The sequence below is a fragment of the Paracoccus saliphilus genome (assembly GCF_028553805.1).
GTDB classification, from domain to species: domain Bacteria; phylum Pseudomonadota; class Alphaproteobacteria; order Rhodobacterales; family Rhodobacteraceae; genus Paracoccus; species Paracoccus saliphilus.
In genome coordinates this window covers 3629445-3646378 of the sequence record NZ_CP067140.1, presented here as the reverse complement: position 1 = coordinate 3646378, position 16934 = coordinate 3629445, and the positions used below count along the sequence as shown (strand labels likewise).

The window sequence follows — 16934 nt, the reverse complement described above, 5'->3', positions numbered from 1 at the left end:
CAAGAAATCGACAACTCAATCCTTGGAGGAGGAAACACGATGACCACCCATAATGATGTATCACCGTCGGGGAAATCCCGTTCGATGCAACGAAGGATCAGGGTTCTTACCGGGGCTGCCATGACTGGTGCAGTTCTGTTTTGCACCGGCCTGGCTGCGGCGCAAACTGCGGACTCGGCCGAGCGCGACGAGTTTTTCTGGTTGGGCCAGATCAACAAGGCAACCACCGTGATCAATAGCGAGGAAGGGTTGCTGGACAGTTCGCTAGCACCGGACATCGCCAGGGCGCTGGCAACGGTTATCGAAAATGGCAACCAGCCGGGCGCAGATCGTCCCGGCACCGTCATTTCCTTCGAGCCGCTACTGATCGAGGAGGGTGGTCTCGACGTGACGCTGATCCATGCCGGACGGTCCAGCCAGGATATGCACGCCACCTACAGAGCTGCGATTCTGCGTGACGGGCTTCTGGAAATGGCCGAACAGCTGAATACCACCATGGAAACCATGGTCGAACTGGCGGCGCAGCATGTTGATACCATCGTGCCCAACTACACGAATGGTGTTGCGGCGCAGCCCAATAGTTATGCCCATTACCTGCTAGGGCATGCCGCCGGGTTCGACCGCGATGCACAGCGCATTCGCGAAGCCTATGCCCGAATGGACCGCTCGGCGATGGGCACCACTGTCCTGAATGGCACAAGCTGGCCTCTGAACCGTGAGCGTATGGCAGATTATCTCGGCTTTGACGGGGTCGTAGACAACGCATATGACGCCTCGCAGATCTCATCGATGGATCAGCCGGTTGAAACCGGAGCCATCGTTACATCCATCGCGCTGCATACCGGGAATTTCGTCGAGGACGTGATGACCCAGTATGCACAGAGCCGACCGTGGATCCTGCTGGAAGAGGGCGGCGACAACACTTACGTGTCCTCTGCCATGCCGCAAAAGCGTAATCCGGGCATTCTCAACTCGACCCGCAGCGACGCCTCGCTGGCGATTACACTGGCGATGGGACCGGTCATCCAGACCCACAATATCACGCCGGGAATGAGCGACCCAAAGGATGTGGACGAAAATGCCGCTATGGTCGATGCGGGCGTACAAGTGCTTGCGCGGCTGGATCGGGTGCTGAAGGCATTGCGGATCAATCCTGAGCGCGCATTGGAAGAGTTGAACAGCGACTGGACGGCATCGCAAGAGGTTGCCGATATCCTGATGCGTGATCACGGCCTGCCCTTCCGTGAAGGTCATCACGTCGCATCCGAAATCGTCAGCTACGCCCGTGCCGAAGGAATTACGCCACTCAATTTCCCATATGCCGAGGCACAGCGAATCTATGCAGAGACCGTCGCGGACTCGGATTACCCGCAAGAATTTCCGCTGAGCGAGCAAGAGTTCCGGGGCGCGCTCGATCCTCTGGCCATCGTCAGGAATCGCGCGACGTCAGGTGGCCCACAGCCAGCCGAAGTTGAGCGGATGATTACCCAAGCTCGCGAGCGGCTGGAAACGGACAAGCAGTGGATTGCTGAAAAGCGCAGCCATATCGACGGGTCGCTCGATCGTCTCGATCAGGATTTCAGTGAGCTACTGGGGAAATGATGGCCCTCAGATTTCCTGCCCCCGCAACCAATGCCAGCATAAGTCACCCATAATGCAGATATAATAATAGCTTAGGCCGTCTTTGGGGCGGTCGTTCTGCGTTCAGCTCGTCTGGTTTGATAGGGCGCCCGTTTTCGTCGTATCTCACGAGTATGAATCCCTTTCGATCCGGCATGTGGAGCGGGGATCACCGGATGGCCATGCCGATGATGAGGAGCACAAAATCTACGCTATAGCCCTCTCAGCCGCACGATGCGGATTTCAGTGCTAACTAGCGCAGTTTCATTAACGGTTTTGGCCATTTCCCGAATGGCCGGATTGGGGTGGGAAATGGACTGGCAAGTTTCGGGTGACTATGCTGGGAGGCTGCCGTTCTTCTGATTAATCAGCTTCGGCGGCATCGCGCCCTATGTCGGTCGGCGATGAAGATGGACGCTGTGTCTACGCTATAGCCACCTGACGCGCGCCATGGCTTGCCGGCAAGACATTCGCAAAGTCAGGCGGCGTTCTCCGCCGCGGACGTGCCGCGCCGTGACATAAGTTTTTCAACCTCGGTCATATGTTCCGTTCCCCAGGCGCAGAGTGGCTTCAAGGCTTCAGCGAGGGTCTTGCCGAACGCAGTGAGGGAATACTCGACTTTTGGCGGAATTTCCTTGAAGTCGAGCCGGTCGACGATCCCATCAGCCTCCAGTTCCTTAAGTTGCTGAATGAGCATCTTGTCACTGACATTGCCGATGGCGCGCCTCAGGTCGCTATAGCGTCTGGCTTCGTGGGCAAGGTGGAACAGGATCAAAGGCTTCCACTTGCCACCGATGACGGCCAACGCAGCGTCCATCCCGCAGATAAAGCCAGATGTGGTCATTTCGTATGCTCCAATTAATACTTACTAAAAGGTGCATACTGGAAGAATAGAAAGCAAGCCTCTATTTCGAAGCGGTCATCATTTACAGGAGATCGAGATGGGCAAACTTGAGGGTAAAATCGCCGTCATAACTGGCAGCAACAGCGGTATCGGTCTGGCGACCGCCAAACGGTTCGTGGCGGAAGGCGCCGAGATTTTTATTACCGGCCGTCGTCAGGAGGAACTGGACAGGGCGGTGGAGACGATCGGCTCCGGAGTGACCGCGGTGCAGGGCGACGTTTCGCGTCTGGACGATCTTGATCGACTGTTCGCGACGGTGCGTGCGAAGAGCGGAAGAATAGACGTTCTCTTCGCCAATGCCGGGCTTGGAAAGCTGGCTCCGCTTGGCACCATCGACGAAGCGTCGTTCGATTTGTCCTTCGACGTCAATGTCAAGGGAACGCTGTTCACGGTGCAAAAGGCTTTGCCGCTTATGCAGGCCGGTGGATCCATCATCCTCACCGGTTCGACCACCGGCTCGACGGGAACGCCTGCGTTCAGCGTCTACAGCGCGACCAAAGCTGCAATCCGCAATTTTGCCCGAAGCTGGGCGCTGGACCTGAGAGGGACAGGGATCCGCGTAAACGTGCTCTCTCCCGGCGCCACCGAGACGCCCGGCCTCAAGGGCCTAGCAAAAGCCGGAGAGGAGGATGCGTTGCTGGAGGACTTTGCCACGCAGATACCTCTCGGTCGTATCGGACGCCCCGAGGAGACTGCGGCGGTGGCGCTCTTCCTTGCCTCCGACGAAAGCAGCTTCATGACAGGTAGCGAGGTCTTCGCTGACGGCGGGGTCGCACAAGTCTGACAGTCCGATCGAATCCCGGCCCTGAGCTTCCTTACTTGGGGTCTATTCTCCCAACAGCACGGGAAACGCCGCTTCTGCGCCCAATAAATTTGCGGCACGCTCTACTGCGCTACAGCTTGGAGGCGGACCGGGCGGAATTCGAACGGAGATGGCCAAATAATCGGCCGCTCTCGGATGCATCATAAACAATTTCCGCCTGTGGAAACTGGTCGAAGCAGCTTGATGACCGACATGTGAGGCATTCCGCTCCGACAACTTTGGTTCGTTCACCGGCCTCTAAATTGCCAACAGCGAGAACGAAGGGAAGAGCAGGTTTCAGCGGTCGCTGAAGCGTTCCTGAAAGGCCGGAATGGGATAGGAAGCGAAAGCACCTGCGCTAAGATCATTCAACTCTACTCCTGATCTCTGCAAAACACTCCACTTCATTTTTGAATTTCACACCTTCACACGGCCCTGCTTGTTCGAAGCGCCTCCTTGAACAGTTCGAATGCTGTGGTGCCCCGCCGATCGGGGTAGTAGAGGTGGTAGCCTGCGAACGGCTCGCACCACGGCTCCAGCATGCGAGTGAGACGGCCATCGGCAATCGGTGCTGCCACCAGGTCCTCCAGAATGTAGAGGACACCGAAACCCTCAAGGGCGGCGGCCACCAGCAAGTCGCCATCGTTGAAGACCGGCCCGCGGCCTGGCGTGACCGTTACCGCACGGCCGTCGCGCTCGAACGACCAGGGGGACAGGTTGCCCTGCGCGTCGCGGTAGGCAATACAGCGATGCGCCGTAAGGTCGGCTGGTTCCGTCGGTGCTGGATGGCCGTTCAGATAGCCGGGAGCGGCCACCACCGCGACGCGAAGTGGAGGACCGACAGCCAGCGCTATCATGTCCTTCTCCAATCGCTCGCCAAGCCGGATTCCCGCATCGTGGCGACCCGCCACGACGTCAGTCATCCCGTCCTCGACGCAAACCTCCACTTCGATGCCCGGGTGGCGGCGTACGAAAGACGGGAGCATCGGCCACAGCAAAGTGTCCGCGGCGTGTTTGCCCGTCGTGATCCGGACGGTGCCGATCGCTGCCCCGCGTGACTGGGACAACGCTTCGATCTCGTCATCCAGTCCGGCCAGTGCCGGCGTCAGCGTGGCGAGCAGGCGTTCGCCGGCAGCAGTCGGGGCGACGCTGCGCGTCGTGCGGGAGAGTAGACGAAAGCCGAGCTGGCCCTCCAGCCGCTTCATGGTCTGGCTCAACGCCGACTGCGTGACTCCGAGCCGCCTTGCGGCACGCGTGAAGCTTTGGTCGGAGGCGATCGCCGCAAAGACGGCGAGGTCGCCGAGTTGATCCGGATGCATTGATGATTCCTGCTACTGGGGCTTATTAATAATAAGGCCATTGTTCTTATAAATTAGCAAGGCTAACTAGTCTAAAACTGCGTAAGAAGCGAGGAACAGGTGATGAGCAAGGTTTGGTTGGTGACAGGCGCAAGCCGCGGACTTGGATGCGAGATCGCGCGCGCGGCGCTCGATGCGGGCGAGACGGTAGTGGCAACGGCGCGATCCGCCGACGCGGTGCGCGATACCTTTGCGCACGAACACAACCGCCTCCACGCACTCGCGCTCGATATCACCGACGCCGAAGCGCCGAACGCGGTCGTCACAGAGACCATCGAGCGGTTCGGTGCAATCGACGTGCTGGTCAACAATGCGGGCTATGCCGAACTGGGTTTCTTCGAGACCATCACCGATGCCGCGGTGCGGCGCCAGTTCGAGGTTAACCTGTTCGGCACGATGAATGTCATGCGCGCAGTCGCCCCCCACATGCGTCAGCGTCGCTCAGGCCTCATCGTCACCATCTCCTCGGTTAGCGGGTTGGTCTCCAACGGCGGAGGGGCGGTCTACTCGGCTTCTAAGTTTGCAGTCGAGGGATGGATGGAGGGCTTTGCGCAGGAGTTGGCACCGTTAGGCGTCCGCTCACTCCTGGTCGAGCCGGGGATGCTGCGCACCGACTTCATGGACGGCAAGTCGGCGCGCTTTGGCAGTATCGACATTCCAGACTATGCCGAGGCGATCGCGCAGTATCGCGCATTCGTAGACGGGGCCAACGGCAACCAGCCTGGCGATCCGAAGCTGCTCGCTGAGAGGATCGTGGCACTTGCTTCGCATGGCGAGGTGCCATCGCGGCTCGTGTTCGGCGATGACGCACGGCAGTGGGCGAGCGCGAAGGTCGACCAATTGCGGCAGGAGATCGTCCAGTTCGCCGATCGCGGCTGACACTACAGCCCAAGGCGCCGGCAAGGGAGTGATTAATCGGCCCCAGCAGTGACCCTCGGGCGCTTCCTAAAGACGAACCTCCAACGGGACGGCCGGATCGGACCGAAAAGTATCACGGAGGCGGCGCAGGCTTTCCCGAAATCTGTTCCGGATTACCCATTCTAAAATGGCTGAGCTGAGATGGAGAAACGGGGATCGTTCTGCCGTTCGAATGACGCTTCGAAGGAGTCGCCCAGGGCTTTAGAACGACGTATATGGGGTCGAGTCGTTCCCGTACGTCATGTTCAATATCCGCATATGTGGCCCGTGCGACTATCTGCGGAGTCTGCGTAGCCATGTCGCAGAATATCGCGCTATAGTGCATAATCGGCGGGGCTGGCGGGCCACGGCCGATAGTGATGATTACTACGTCTACGCCATAGCCCTACATAATGATTGAGAAAGTGCCCCTTGTGACACGGAACAAGGAAATTGGAGGCTTTTTTGATAAGGGGTAACTAGTCTTACAGCGTCACAAACGATTGATTGACTTGAGCGCAGCATGGACATCGCATTACTCGGCGAGCGAGTACGACAGTGAGCATTTTACGCGGCGTCGCGATCGAGTTTGCAGTGTGCCGTTCGGGCCGTATCGGTGGCTTTGCCGGGTCGGGAACCGCAGGGAATGGGAGGTTTCTCGCAGTTCCCGGCGGTGACAAATCCTGAGGGGGGAATTGTCTCCCGTTCAGAGAGAAGGAAACCATAGGCGGCAATGCACAGGCTGGCATGATGGTGAAATCCTCGCCAACCTCTTCCTTCGTAATGGCCCAGGCCCAGTTCTTGCTTGAGCTCGCGATAGTCTCGCTCGATCCGCCACCGCATCTTCGTGGTCGCGACGAGATCGTATAATGTCATCGTTTCCGGCAATGTCGAAAGCCAATATTTGAGTGGTTCCTTGTCACCTTCTGGCCACTCGACAAGAAGCCATTCTTCAGCTCGCGGTTGGGTGAGATTATAGTCTCTGGAAGCGACACGCAGTCGCACGGCAGCAAAGCGTGACGCCAGCTCGACATTGGTCCCCTCGCGCCATGTAACGGTCTTCCACGCATCGACCGGCAGACCTTCTGCAAGCGCCTTGACGGAAAACGGCTTGTGATCCTTGCTGCGCTGCACCAGCTTGGGCGGCCGGCCTTTGCCACTCCATGTTTTGGGTGGCAGCGGCCCTTCGCCCAGACGCCAGACGCTGAGTGTCGGCTGGACGCCTACCGAGCAAACGAGCCCCCATATCGGTCAGTTCCTGGCGAAACCTGCCATCTGCACCGTAACCGGCATCGGCAAGGGCGACGCCCACTGGCGTCTGTGCGGTGAGTGCAGCGCGGATCTGATCGATCGCAATCTGCGGCTTGGTCTGGAAAACAATCTCGTCCGGTATCTTTGCCTTTTGGCGCCGTTCGGGATCATCCAGCCAACTCTCCGGGAGGTAAAGCTGCCAGGCGACCGGCAAGCTGGCGCCATCGTTCGCAACGGAAAGGCTGACCGCAACCTGACAATTGTCCTGCTTCCCAAGCTGCCCGCAATACTGACGGGCCACACCGACAGAATGCTTCTCCTTTTTGGGACAGCCCGTGTCGTCAACGATCCAGGCGGTGATCGGTCCGCCGCGCTCGACCATGTGCGGCAAAACCCAATCGCGACCCCTCCCCATCAATGCTTCGTCAGACCAGGGCGCTTGCCCCACGAAATACAAAAGTGACTGATGCTTGGCAGAAACACGCGTCGGCGCCGTCACCGCCGCCAGCGGCTTCACGCTTTTGCGTGCCACAGGCATCATCAAACCTGTGCAATAGTCCCGAAGGGGTACCGCGCGATCCGCATGTCCGATGACTTCGATCAACGCTTCCACATACCCGTCAAACGCGCTGGCAGCCCTGCCGTCCGTACTCTCCATGCCGCTCATCCATTGCAGTGAGTCAGCAGCCTATCACAACAAATCGACAAGCGAATCCCCCAGACCCCACTCTTTGTGACTCAGTAAGAATAATTGCAACGCGACACTGGCCCTTGAATCCGGCAGCGAAGTTCATTAGCTGGCTAACATTCCACTGTAATTAGCACGCTAAGCATCAACATCATGCCCACCGACACCGCCATCATCGACTCTCTTCTGCAGGTCATGCGGACCTTGCGGCGCCATTACGACGACTGCGCGCGCGACATGGGCCTCACCATGTCCCGGGCGCGGGTGATCAGCGAGTTGACCCGGAAGGAAGGCGTCACACAGACCGAACTGGCCTGCGCGCTGGATATCGAGGCGCCGACACTGAAACGCCAGATCGACGCGCTGGAGGTTGGGGGTTTCGTTATCCGCCGCCCGATCGACGGCGATGCCCGCAAGAACGCGATCTTCCTGACCGAGCAGGGCCGCGCCAGCCAGGTCACCGAGTTCAGCCGCAAGCTGCGTTCGGATGTGCTGGAAGGGATCGCCCCGGAGGATCTGGCGCGCACCCGCGATGTGCTGGACAGGATCGCGGGGAATATCGCGAAATTGGGGCGGACATGAGCGACGCCCCGCAACAGCCCGCGCCAGACGCCCCGCCAGCCGGGCCACCACAGCATCCGCCGCTGCCGGTGCCGCGCGCGCTTGCCTATATGGGCGCCTCGGTGATGCTGGCGCTGTCGCAGGGGCTGGGGCAGGGGTTCGTCTCGAGCAATATCCCGCAAATCGCCGGGGATCTGGGCATCACCACCAGCCAGGCAAGCTGGCTGATGGCGGTCTACATGATCCCCCGCGCCGCCCTGCCGGTCATGCTCATCAAGATCCGCACGCAGTTCGGGCTGCGCCGCTTTGCCGAGATCGGCATCGTGATCTATGTCGCGGTGGCCTTCGCCTCGGTCTGGATCAGTGATTTCCGCTCGGCGGTGGTGGTGCAGCTGCTGTCGGGCGCGGCGGCCGCGTCGCTGTCGACGCTGGCTTTCCTTTACATGCTGGAACCGCTTTCCCAGCAATGGAAGATGCGGCTCGGCCTGCCGCTGGCCATGGCGGTGATTATGTCGGGGCCATCGCTGGCGCGGGTCGTGTCGCCGGCGCTGATTGGTGATGGTGGACTGACATGGCTACACCTGACTGCGCTTGGCATGGCGATGCTGTCACTGACGCTGGTCTACCTGCTGCCGCTACGCCCGATGCCGCGCATGAAGGTCATACAGCCGCTGGATTTCGTCAGCTTCCTGCTGATCGCCTGCGGCTTCGGCGGGCTGATCATCGGTTTCGTCATGGGGCCGATCCATTACTGGGTCGAGCAGCCCTGGATCGGCTGGCTGCTGGCGGCCTCGGTCGCCGCCCTGACCGGAGTGGTGATGATCGAGCTGAACCGCAAGGCGCCGATCATCGATATACGCTGGCTGACCAGCCCCGCCATGCTGCACCTGACCGCGACGCTGTTCCTGTTCCGGCTGATCCTGTCGGAACAGAGCAGCGGCGCGCCCAGGATGTTCTCGGCTCTCGGGGTGGCGCCCTCGCAGATGGTCACGCTATTCTCGATCATCGTGATTGCCAGCCTGATGGGCGGGCTGGCCTGCATCGCCTGGATCAAGCCGGGGCGCGAGAAATGGTTTCACCTGGTCGCCCTGATCCTGATCATGGCCGGCGCCTTCATGGACAGCCAGTCCACCGTGGATACAAGGCCTGGGCAGATGCTGCTCAGCCAGGCGATGATCGGTTTTGCGGGGATGCTGTTCCTGCCGCCGGCGATGATGGCCGGGCTGATCAAGGCGCTGGCGCGGGGGCCGCAATACCTGCTGTCCTTCGTGATCGTCTTCATCTCGACCCAGAGCCTTGGCGGGGTGCTGGGCTCGGGCCTGTTCACCAGCTTCATCAACCACCGCCAGGCCGCGCATCTGCAGGCATTGTCAGAGCAGCTGACGCTGACCGACAGCCAGACCGCCTCGGCCATCGCCGCCCGCGCCGCCATGTTGGCCGCGCAGATCCCCGATGCCGCCGCGCGCAAGGCGCAGGCTATGTCGTCGCTGGCGCAAGAGGCCAGCCGCCAGTCCTATGTGCTGGCCTATAACGACGCCTATTTCCTGATTTTCCTCATTGCCGGTTTCACCGCGAGCGCCCTGCTGCTGCATGTGTTCCGCGACTGGCTGGCCGCGCGTCTCGCATCAGGGCGGGACGCCACATCCGAGACGGAATCCGCATCATGACCAGATCACATATCCTGCCCACCGCCATCGCTCTTGTCATCGGCATTGCCGGGGTTCTGCTGCTGCTCTTCGCCTGGCACCTACCGCCCTTCCACCCGGCAGAGCCGACAACCGAGAACGCCTATATCCGCGGCAAGGTCACCACCATCGCGCCGCAGCTTTCGGGCTATGTCAGTGAGGTTGCGGCCAGCGATTTCATGACGGTCGGGAAGGGCGATGTGATCGCCCGGATCGACGACCGGATCTATCGCCAGAAACTGGCCCAGGCAGAGGCGCAGCTTGCCGCCGCCAGGGCCGCGCTACAGGTCGGCCAGCAGAAGGTGGCCTCGGCCCAAGCGACATTGCGGGCGAACGAGGCGGGGCTGGCCTCGGCGAAATCGGCGCTGGAGACGGCGCAGACAAGCTGGGACCGCGCGCGTGAATTGCGGACACGCGGCGTCGCCTCGCAATCCTCGGCTGACCAGTCCGAACTGGCGCTGCAACAGGCGCGGGCCTCGGTGACGCAGGCCGAGGCGCAGCTGGATGTTCAGCGCGAGGCGGTCAATTCGGCCAGGGTCGCGCTGTCGGCGCAAAAGGCCGATATCGCCAGCGCCGAGGCGGCGGTCGAACTGGCGCGGATCGATCTGGACAATACCGTGATCCGCGCCCCTGCCGATGGCAGGCTGGGCCAGGTCTCGGTTCGCGAGGGGCAATATGTGACGCCGGGCAGCGCGCTGGTCTCGCATATCGGCACGGATGTCTGGATCGTGGCGAATTTCAAGGAGACCGGGTTGCACGGGATGCGCGTGGGCGAAACCGTGCGCTTCACCGTCGATGCACTGCAGGGCCGTGCCTTTACCGGCAAGGTCGAGGCGTTTTCCCCGGCCACCGCCTCGGAATACAGTCTGATGGCGGGTGCGAACGCCACCGGCAATTTCACCAAGATCGCGCAGCGCCTGCCGGTCCGTATCTCGATCGATCCGGGGCAGGAGATGTCGGAATATCTTGCCCCCGGCCTGTCGGTTGTGGTCCAGGTGGATACAGAGGGCCGGTCGCGGCGATAGGGTATGGGGCGGATTGTGTCCCGCGATGGCCGGGGGCTGCCTGCCCCCGCCGCGCTTCGCGCATAGCGACAATTGAAGGAGTTTCGGCGGACCTTTCGGGCGCGGCTTTGCGCCAGCCGATAGCTCTCGCCATTCATTGCGAGAATGCTGACCTCGCAGGCGATCCAGACGAATGGATCGCCTGCGAGGGAATGGGCGCTCGACTGGGGTGGCACGCAAGACAACCTGTTCACGTCGAAAGTCAGACTTTGCATCTGACTCGCCGAAGCTCGATCAGGACATGAAGGCTCAAATAGGGCTCTTCATGAAATCAGCTCTCGTATTATCGGCGGTAGCTCCGGCATTTGCGGTTAATGCAGCACTTGTCGAGCCTTTGCATGGGCGTTGTTGCACAAACGAAGGTTCTTGCGTAGGACCCCCATTCACCGGTTATTTTTTGCGTCACATTAATGCAAGATCTTTCGACGCAGGGCAACTAATGCGCAACGTTCTTCGATTGTGCAACAACGCCGGTTAGCGCCTATCTGTGTATACTAGAAAAACTAGTTCTCTTGAGAAATGTATATTGTCTTCAATTTTTAAAGCCGGCGTGATTGGTGCTTTTCGGCGGTACGAGTGATTTTTATGCTTCCTTTATTTTTTTTTGTTGAATAATCAGCAAAACTGACATCTTATGCAATTGCTTCCGGGCTGATTGCGACGCTTACCGATTTCCTGTTTCCGCAACGTTAGCTTGCGTAGGGGTGCCACCCTGCGCGCCTGCTCCTGTACCCAGCCTTCTTTCCCGGAGGCGTACATCGGTGCTAACGACAAGGATGCAATTATGACTTACATATCGGGGATTGACCCGGGTATTTCGATTGACGTGGATACTGGTGTCATCGACACTAATGAATTGTCTCTTCTCAATGCATTCGGGCCAGCCGAAACGATCGCTTCCTATGACAAGGCTGGAGGCGACGATACGCTGGAGAATGGTGAACCTCTCGGCGTGGAGACAGAAGAAGGCGCAACGCTCGATGGGATCTATCGCGGTGATCTGACTCTGAGTACCACATCGCCATCCATCAGTGTTCCTTTGGTGGGAGGGCTTGAAGTTCAGCTTAACCCGGTGGAAGGGGAACTTTACGAAGCATCTGACGGATCATTTTACATGATTTCCGAAGATCCGGTGAATGACGCACGGATAGGGATTACAGCGACCGTGTCGTTGCTTGGCCTCCCGCCTGTTACTTTCGAGGGGGATTTGTCGGAGCTGGACGCGTGGCTGAACGATATTCCAGGAATAGGCCCGATTCTGAATGCCGTTGGTGACACGGGGCAATGGGTGCTGGATACTGCGGTCACGACTCTTGAGTATGATCCCGCTGGTACGCTGGTCGTCTGCTTCGTCCGAGGCACACTGATCGAGACCGAAAGCGGGATGCGTCCGATTGAAGAACTGCATGCTGGCGATCGCGTGATGACGCGAGACAACGGCATCAAGAAAATCCGCTGGATTGGCTCGACGAAGCTTTGCGCAAAAACTCTTGCGGCGAGCCACAATCTCCGTCCAATCCGTATCAAGGTCGGGGCGCTTGGCGAAAATACCCCGTCTGAGGATTTGCTGGTTTCACCGCAGCACCGCGTTCTGGTCCGTTCAAGGATCGCACAGCGTATGTTCGGGGCGATGGAAATCCTGGTGCCTGCCAAGCAGCTTTGCCAGCTGAACGGGATAGATGTTGCCGAGGACCTCGCTGAGGTCGAGTATTTCCATTTCCTCTTCGATCAGCATGAAGTGGTGTATTCGAACGGCGCCGAGACAGAGTCGCTCTATCCTGGTCCTCAGGCGTTGAAATCCGTGGGTATAGCTGCACGTGAAGAGATTTTCGCGCTTTTCCCGGAATTCAGGAGTGAAGGGTTTACCTCGATTTCGGCACGTGAACTGCCTTCGGGACGCAAGGCTCGCAAGCTGGCGATGCGCCACAGAATGAATGGGAAGCCCTTGGTGATGGGAGCCCGCGAAGCTGTGTCTAAAGCCGAATGAGTGAAGACGGGTAAATGGTGGTCAGGGTGGTGCCACACCCTGACCACCGAGCCTTCACTTCGGTGCTATGAAGGATGCAATCGAACACTTGTAGAATCCGTGTTCGTCCGCCGGGAACTTATACTCGATCACGCTCTCGTCAAACAATGGGCCGTGTCGGGCAGTAGCGGTTAACCGCCTGTCGAGCTGATCTGACACTCTGATCACGGACAGTTTTTCAATTAACAAGCGAATGGGAGGTGCGCGTTGGTACGCAGCAGATACATGGACACAACAGCTACACATGGTTTGCCCGAGGATGCCCGCAGGCCAACCATTTCTGCGGCTCACCGCCGTTCCTATGCTGAAGATCACTCGGCTCCCAGGCTGCGAGACAGCCTGGGTATCGTAAAAACCTTCCCGCCGGTCAAGACAGGCATTGTCGTGCTTGCGGGTGCATTGCTGCTTGGTTTCCTGCTGATTTGAATCGCATTTCCTAGCAGAGAAACGCGGCTGGCATGTCCATATATCATGCGGTTGTTGTTGGGCCGAATGCCGCGAAAGCGCCACGGCACCATCGCGGTTTAGCTTGACCGGTTCGATCAGGGCGTTTTTGGCCCGGGTTGTCGCGATCTAGCGTTTGCGCCCGATTTCTTTGCCGACTGTCTTTCGCTTCGATGCGGGTTTGGCCCAACGCGCTTTGCCATGTGCTGCCTTTGATGTCTTGCCTTTTGGGGGTGTGGCGGCTGGTTTTGCTGCATTATGATTCTTGCGGGCGCTCGCGGACCAACGTGCTTTTCGGGGACGTGCCTTATCGCCCTCCACTTCTGCCGGCGAATTTTGCGGGGTCTTGCCCTGCGTGTCAGGAGCCGTGCGTTCAAGGCTGGGCTGGCCGGGCAGGCGCAGCATCGTGAGCCCGGCTTCCAATTCAAGCTGATCGCCAAAGCGCGGGGCCATCTCGGTCGCGATTTGGACATAGGTTTCATTTTCACGCACGCGGATCGCGCCGATAGCATCACGAGTGATGCCACCGGCCTCGCAGATCTTGGGCAGAAGCCAGCGTGCTTCGGCACGACCGGTATAGCCGACCGACAACGAGAACCACGCGGCATCTCCGAAATCTCCACGCTCACGCGGAGCGGTGGGTGCAGGATTGCGATCTCGCAATACGGTCAGCTCCTCAGGCACCGGACGGCCCTCGCGCCACAGTCGGATGAAGGCCGAAGCGAGCCGTTCAGCACCGAATCGATCCAGCAGGGCCGTAGCAAACTCTGCCTCGTCACTAGGGGTTTCTTGCAGCGCCGGGTGATCCAGAACCCTTGCGTCGTCTCTGGCTCGGACTTCATCCGCCGACGGTGCCGGCGCCCAGGTTGCTTCGAGACGCGCGGTTTTCAGCAGGCGTTGTGCCTTCTTTTGATCGGCAGGCGGCACGATGAGCGCGGAGACCCCTTTGGCTCCGGCCCGGCCGGTGCGGCCGGAGCGATGTAGAAGTGTATCTGCGTTGGTCGGCAGATCGGCATGAATCACTAGCTCCAGCCCCGGTAAATCGATGCCACGCGCAGCCACATCGGTCGCAACGCAAACCCGCGCTCGGCCGTCACGCAGTGCAAGCAATGCGTGGCTGCGTTCTTGTTGACTCAACTCTCCGGAAAGAGCGACGGCCTTGAAGCCGCGATTGGCCATCCGTGCAAGAAGATGGTTCACATTGGCACGGGTCTTGCAAAAGACAATTGCTGTCTGCGCCTCGTACAAGCGCAGCAAATTGAAGATTGCCGGTTCGCGATCACGGGGAGCCACGTTCAGGGCGCGGTATTCGATATCACCATGCTGACGTGCTTCGCCCGCCGTGACGATTCTCAGCGAGTCCTTCTGGAAATCCTTCGCCAGTTTCTCGATTGCCGGGGGGACCGTGGCTGAAAACATGAGGGTGCGACGCTCAATCGGGGCGGCCTGAAGAATGAATTCCAGATCTTCGCGAAAGCCCAGGTCCAGCATTTCGTCTGCCTCGTCCAGCACGGCGGCTTGCAGGCCGGACAGATCGAGGCTTCCGCGTTCGATATGATCGCGCAGGCGGCCCGGCGTGCCGACGACGATATGCGCACCGCGTTTCAACGCCCTGTGTTCGTTACGGAAATCCATGCCTCCAACGCAGGTGGCAATATGCGCGCCGGCTTCTGCGTACAGCCAGGCCAGTTCGCGCGCGACCTGCAGCGCCAGTTCCCGTGTTGGCGCAATCGCCAGCGCCAGAGGCCTTTCGGCAGTTTTCAAATTGTCAGCCGCGGACAGGATGTCCGGAGCCATGGCAAGTCCGAAAGCCACCGTCTTGCCCGAGCCTGTCTGTGCCGAAACCAGCATGTCGCGCCCGGAAGCATCCGGTGACAGTACGGCGTCCTGAACAGGGGTGAGGCTGGCATAACCTTTGGCTGCCAGCGCCGCGGCCAATGGCCCAGCAATGTCGTTACGTATCATTTAATCGCCAGAAAAAGGGGGCGCCCTGCACCCGGTCAACGGCGCCTATCCCTGATGACGGCAAAGCCTGTGCCCATCACCGCAGAATCGCGGAGCCAAAGAGGGGTCTCTAAGGGTCAAGGCTCGTAAAGTAAAGCATGAAGGGGGGCTGGACAGAATGAATCCGCCGCCGCCGTCCCCTTCATGGTAAGGCCGAATAGTCCGGCCGGTAAACTTGTTCTGGGCGATGATTTCAGCTTACGACTGCCTGCTGTGATCCGATCAGAGCAGCCACCACCCAGATTTCTTCAGCGGGTTGCGAATCATCTGCTCTTTCGAGGGCAAGGCATCGCGGTCAAACATCACGCGGACCTTGTCGCGACCCTTGCCCTGATAGATCAGTTTGCGGGCTGCGTCCCATTCCTTCAGCCGCTTCTTGACCTTGTTATGCGCGATGGTGGTCTCCAGCGTCTCGACCACCTTGTCGGATTCGCGTGCGTATAGCAGCGGCAGGTTGCGGTAGTGACATGTGATTTCACCATCGAGCCCGGCCAATTCCGGCCCCGGTCGGCCGCCGCCAAATGAATGAATGACCAACGGCAGGATGATCTGGTCCAGCCAGGGATCGAGGCTCTGGCACGCCAGTTCCTCTTGCGGGTCGTCGCGCACGGCGATTGCCCAGTCCAGGAAACGGCGGCCGAATTCCTCCGGGTCGGCTCCGAAAAACCAACCGGCGTTGAAATACAGGTAACGCTCCCAATGCTCATCCGGTTGGCTCGGGTCCAACGTGCCCGCAAAGTCCAGGCCGAACCGGTCGTAGAGGGATTCCCAGATGGTGCTGTATCCTGGGCCGTAAAGCGGCGGAATTGGCCAGGTTCCTTCGCGCCGCATCGATGCGGAAGGGCGCTTGAAGTCGAATTTGATGCTGTCCAATGGGCCGGTGATCAGCGTATCGGTATCGAAAAAGATGAACGGTTCTTTCGGGGGCAGAGCCTGCAGCGCCTCGATCTTGTTGCCATATGGATAATGCGCTCCGAAATGCTGGGCGGTGAATGGACGAATCTCTGCGCCCAGCCATTCCAGCACTTCGCGGGTTTCGGGCGCGATCAGGGTGTCATGACCCGCCCACGCCCCTTCCGGCTGCGGCTCGGCAATAATCAGCCGCCCCGGGTAGTCCGGTGACGAATGGCGCAGGCTGGCGGCAAAGATCAGTGCCTCGAACTGCAAGCGTCCCCCCTGGGCAACGATCAGGAGATTCGCGGCTTTCGTCTTGGCCTTCTTCTCTGCCTTGGCCGGTTTGGGTGCTGCCTCAGCCTGCTTTGACACTGCTTTGGCCTGCTTTGGCGCCGCTTTGGCCCGTTTTGACGCTACTTTCGGACTATTTAATTCTACCATTTCCAAATCCCTTGTCCTTGCTGGGACACTAATCCATGCATGGCTGCAGCAAAAGGACGCTTCTACCATGTCGTTAATTCATGCCTGCCAGCAGTAAAAGCTCACTTTGGTAACGAAATGTGACAACTGCTGTGAAAGTTCGAAAATGCATGATCCGTGCGGAATGGTGCTTGAAGTTCGGGCAGCAGGACAAGTTGTGCGCTTGCAGCCTGTTCGCGGCCTTTCTATAGAAGGCGGCATGGAATTTCCGGTGTTCGGATCACGAATTAGCTGCCCGGTGGTGTGAGGTCTCGCG

General features: G+C 59.4%; 12 protein-coding genes and 1 pseudogene. 8 read left to right on the top strand and 5 right to left on the bottom strand.

What is annotated here, in order from left to right; translation table 11 throughout:
- Nucleotides 1–39: 39 nt before the first annotated feature.
- Nucleotides 40–1602 (top strand): argininosuccinate lyase, encoded by a 1563-nt coding sequence (locus JHX88_RS17505; protein WP_272848085.1) that lies wholly within the window; start codon nucleotides 40–42, stop codon nucleotides 1600–1602.
- Between the two features lie 496 nt (nucleotides 1603–2098).
- Here JHX88_RS17505 and JHX88_RS17500 read toward each other — a convergent pair whose 3' ends face one another.
- Complete coding sequence (locus JHX88_RS17500; protein WP_076528730.1) at nucleotides 2099–2464, bottom strand: winged helix-turn-helix transcriptional regulator; 366 nt, start codon at nucleotides 2462–2464, stop codon at nucleotides 2099–2101.
- 97 nt (nucleotides 2465–2561) lie between these two features.
- On the opposite strand from JHX88_RS17500, the gene JHX88_RS17495 reads away from it, so the two are divergent.
- Nucleotides 2562–3308 carry an SDR family NAD(P)-dependent oxidoreductase gene (locus JHX88_RS17495; RefSeq protein ID WP_076528728.1) on the top strand — a complete coding sequence of 249 codons (747 nt, stop codon included), beginning with the start codon at nucleotides 2562–2564 and terminating at the stop codon, nucleotides 3306–3308.
- A 443-nt stretch (nucleotides 3309–3751) separates the two neighbouring features.
- Here the strand turns inward: JHX88_RS17495 and JHX88_RS17490 are convergent, their stop codons facing one another.
- Nucleotides 3752–4645 carry a LysR family transcriptional regulator gene (locus JHX88_RS17490; protein ID WP_076528726.1) on the bottom strand — a complete coding sequence of 298 codons (894 nt, stop codon included), beginning with the start codon at nucleotides 4643–4645 and terminating at the stop codon, nucleotides 3752–3754.
- Nucleotides 4646–4747: 102 nt separating this feature from the next.
- Here JHX88_RS17490 and JHX88_RS17485 point away from each other — a divergent pair, with 102 nt between their 5' ends.
- Nucleotides 4748–5563 carry an SDR family NAD(P)-dependent oxidoreductase gene (locus JHX88_RS17485; protein WP_076528724.1) on the top strand — a complete coding sequence of 272 codons (816 nt, stop codon included), beginning with the start codon at nucleotides 4748–4750 and terminating at the stop codon, nucleotides 5561–5563.
- A 585-nt stretch (nucleotides 5564–6148) separates the two neighbouring features.
- Here JHX88_RS17485 and JHX88_RS17480 read toward each other — a convergent pair.
- Nucleotides 6149–7499, bottom strand: a pseudogene (locus JHX88_RS17480) (IS701 family transposase).
- A gap of 174 nt (nucleotides 7500–7673) precedes the next feature.
- On the opposite strand from JHX88_RS17480, the gene JHX88_RS17475 reads away from it, so the two are divergent.
- The 5 genes from JHX88_RS17475 to JHX88_RS17455 all read left to right on the top strand — a co-directional run bounded on the left by JHX88_RS17475 (nucleotide 7674) and on the right by JHX88_RS17455 (nucleotide 13282).
- Nucleotides 7674–8102, top strand: a complete 429-nt coding sequence (locus tag JHX88_RS17475; protein ID WP_076528722.1) for a MarR family winged helix-turn-helix transcriptional regulator — start codon at nucleotides 7674–7676, stop codon at nucleotides 8100–8102.
- Entirely contained in the window at nucleotides 8099–9748 is a 1650-nt protein-coding gene (locus tag JHX88_RS17470; protein WP_076528720.1) for an efflux MFS transporter permease, read from the top strand. The genes JHX88_RS17475 and JHX88_RS17470 overlap by 4 nt, the downstream gene beginning before the upstream one ends.
- Nucleotides 9745–10791, top strand: coding sequence for an HlyD family secretion protein (locus tag JHX88_RS17465; protein ID WP_076528718.1), 1047 nt, complete (start codon nucleotides 9745–9747; stop codon nucleotides 10789–10791). Before JHX88_RS17470 ends, JHX88_RS17465 begins: the two co-directional genes overlap by 4 nt.
- Nucleotides 10792–11614: 823 nt before the next feature.
- Entirely contained in the window at nucleotides 11615–12817 is a 1203-nt protein-coding gene (locus JHX88_RS17460) for a Hint domain-containing protein (RefSeq protein ID WP_076528716.1), read from the top strand.
- Nucleotides 12818–13063: 246 nt separating this feature from the next.
- On the top strand, nucleotides 13064–13282 hold the full coding sequence (locus JHX88_RS17455) for a hypothetical protein (RefSeq protein ID WP_141225944.1): 219 nt from the start codon (nucleotides 13064–13066) through the stop codon (nucleotides 13280–13282).
- Between the two features lie 147 nt (nucleotides 13283–13429).
- Here JHX88_RS17455 and JHX88_RS17450 read toward each other — a convergent pair whose 3' ends face one another.
- Together JHX88_RS17450 and JHX88_RS17445 are read right to left on the bottom strand one after the other, a co-directional pair.
- Nucleotides 13430–15265 (bottom strand): DEAD/DEAH box helicase, encoded by a 1836-nt coding sequence (locus tag JHX88_RS17450; protein WP_084203320.1) that lies wholly within the window; start codon nucleotides 15263–15265, stop codon nucleotides 13430–13432.
- 261 nt (nucleotides 15266–15526) lie between these two features.
- Complete coding sequence (locus tag JHX88_RS17445) at nucleotides 15527–16570, bottom strand: hypothetical protein (RefSeq protein WP_272848084.1); 1044 nt, start codon at nucleotides 16568–16570, stop codon at nucleotides 15527–15529.
- Between the last annotated feature and the right edge of the window lie 364 nt (nucleotides 16571–16934).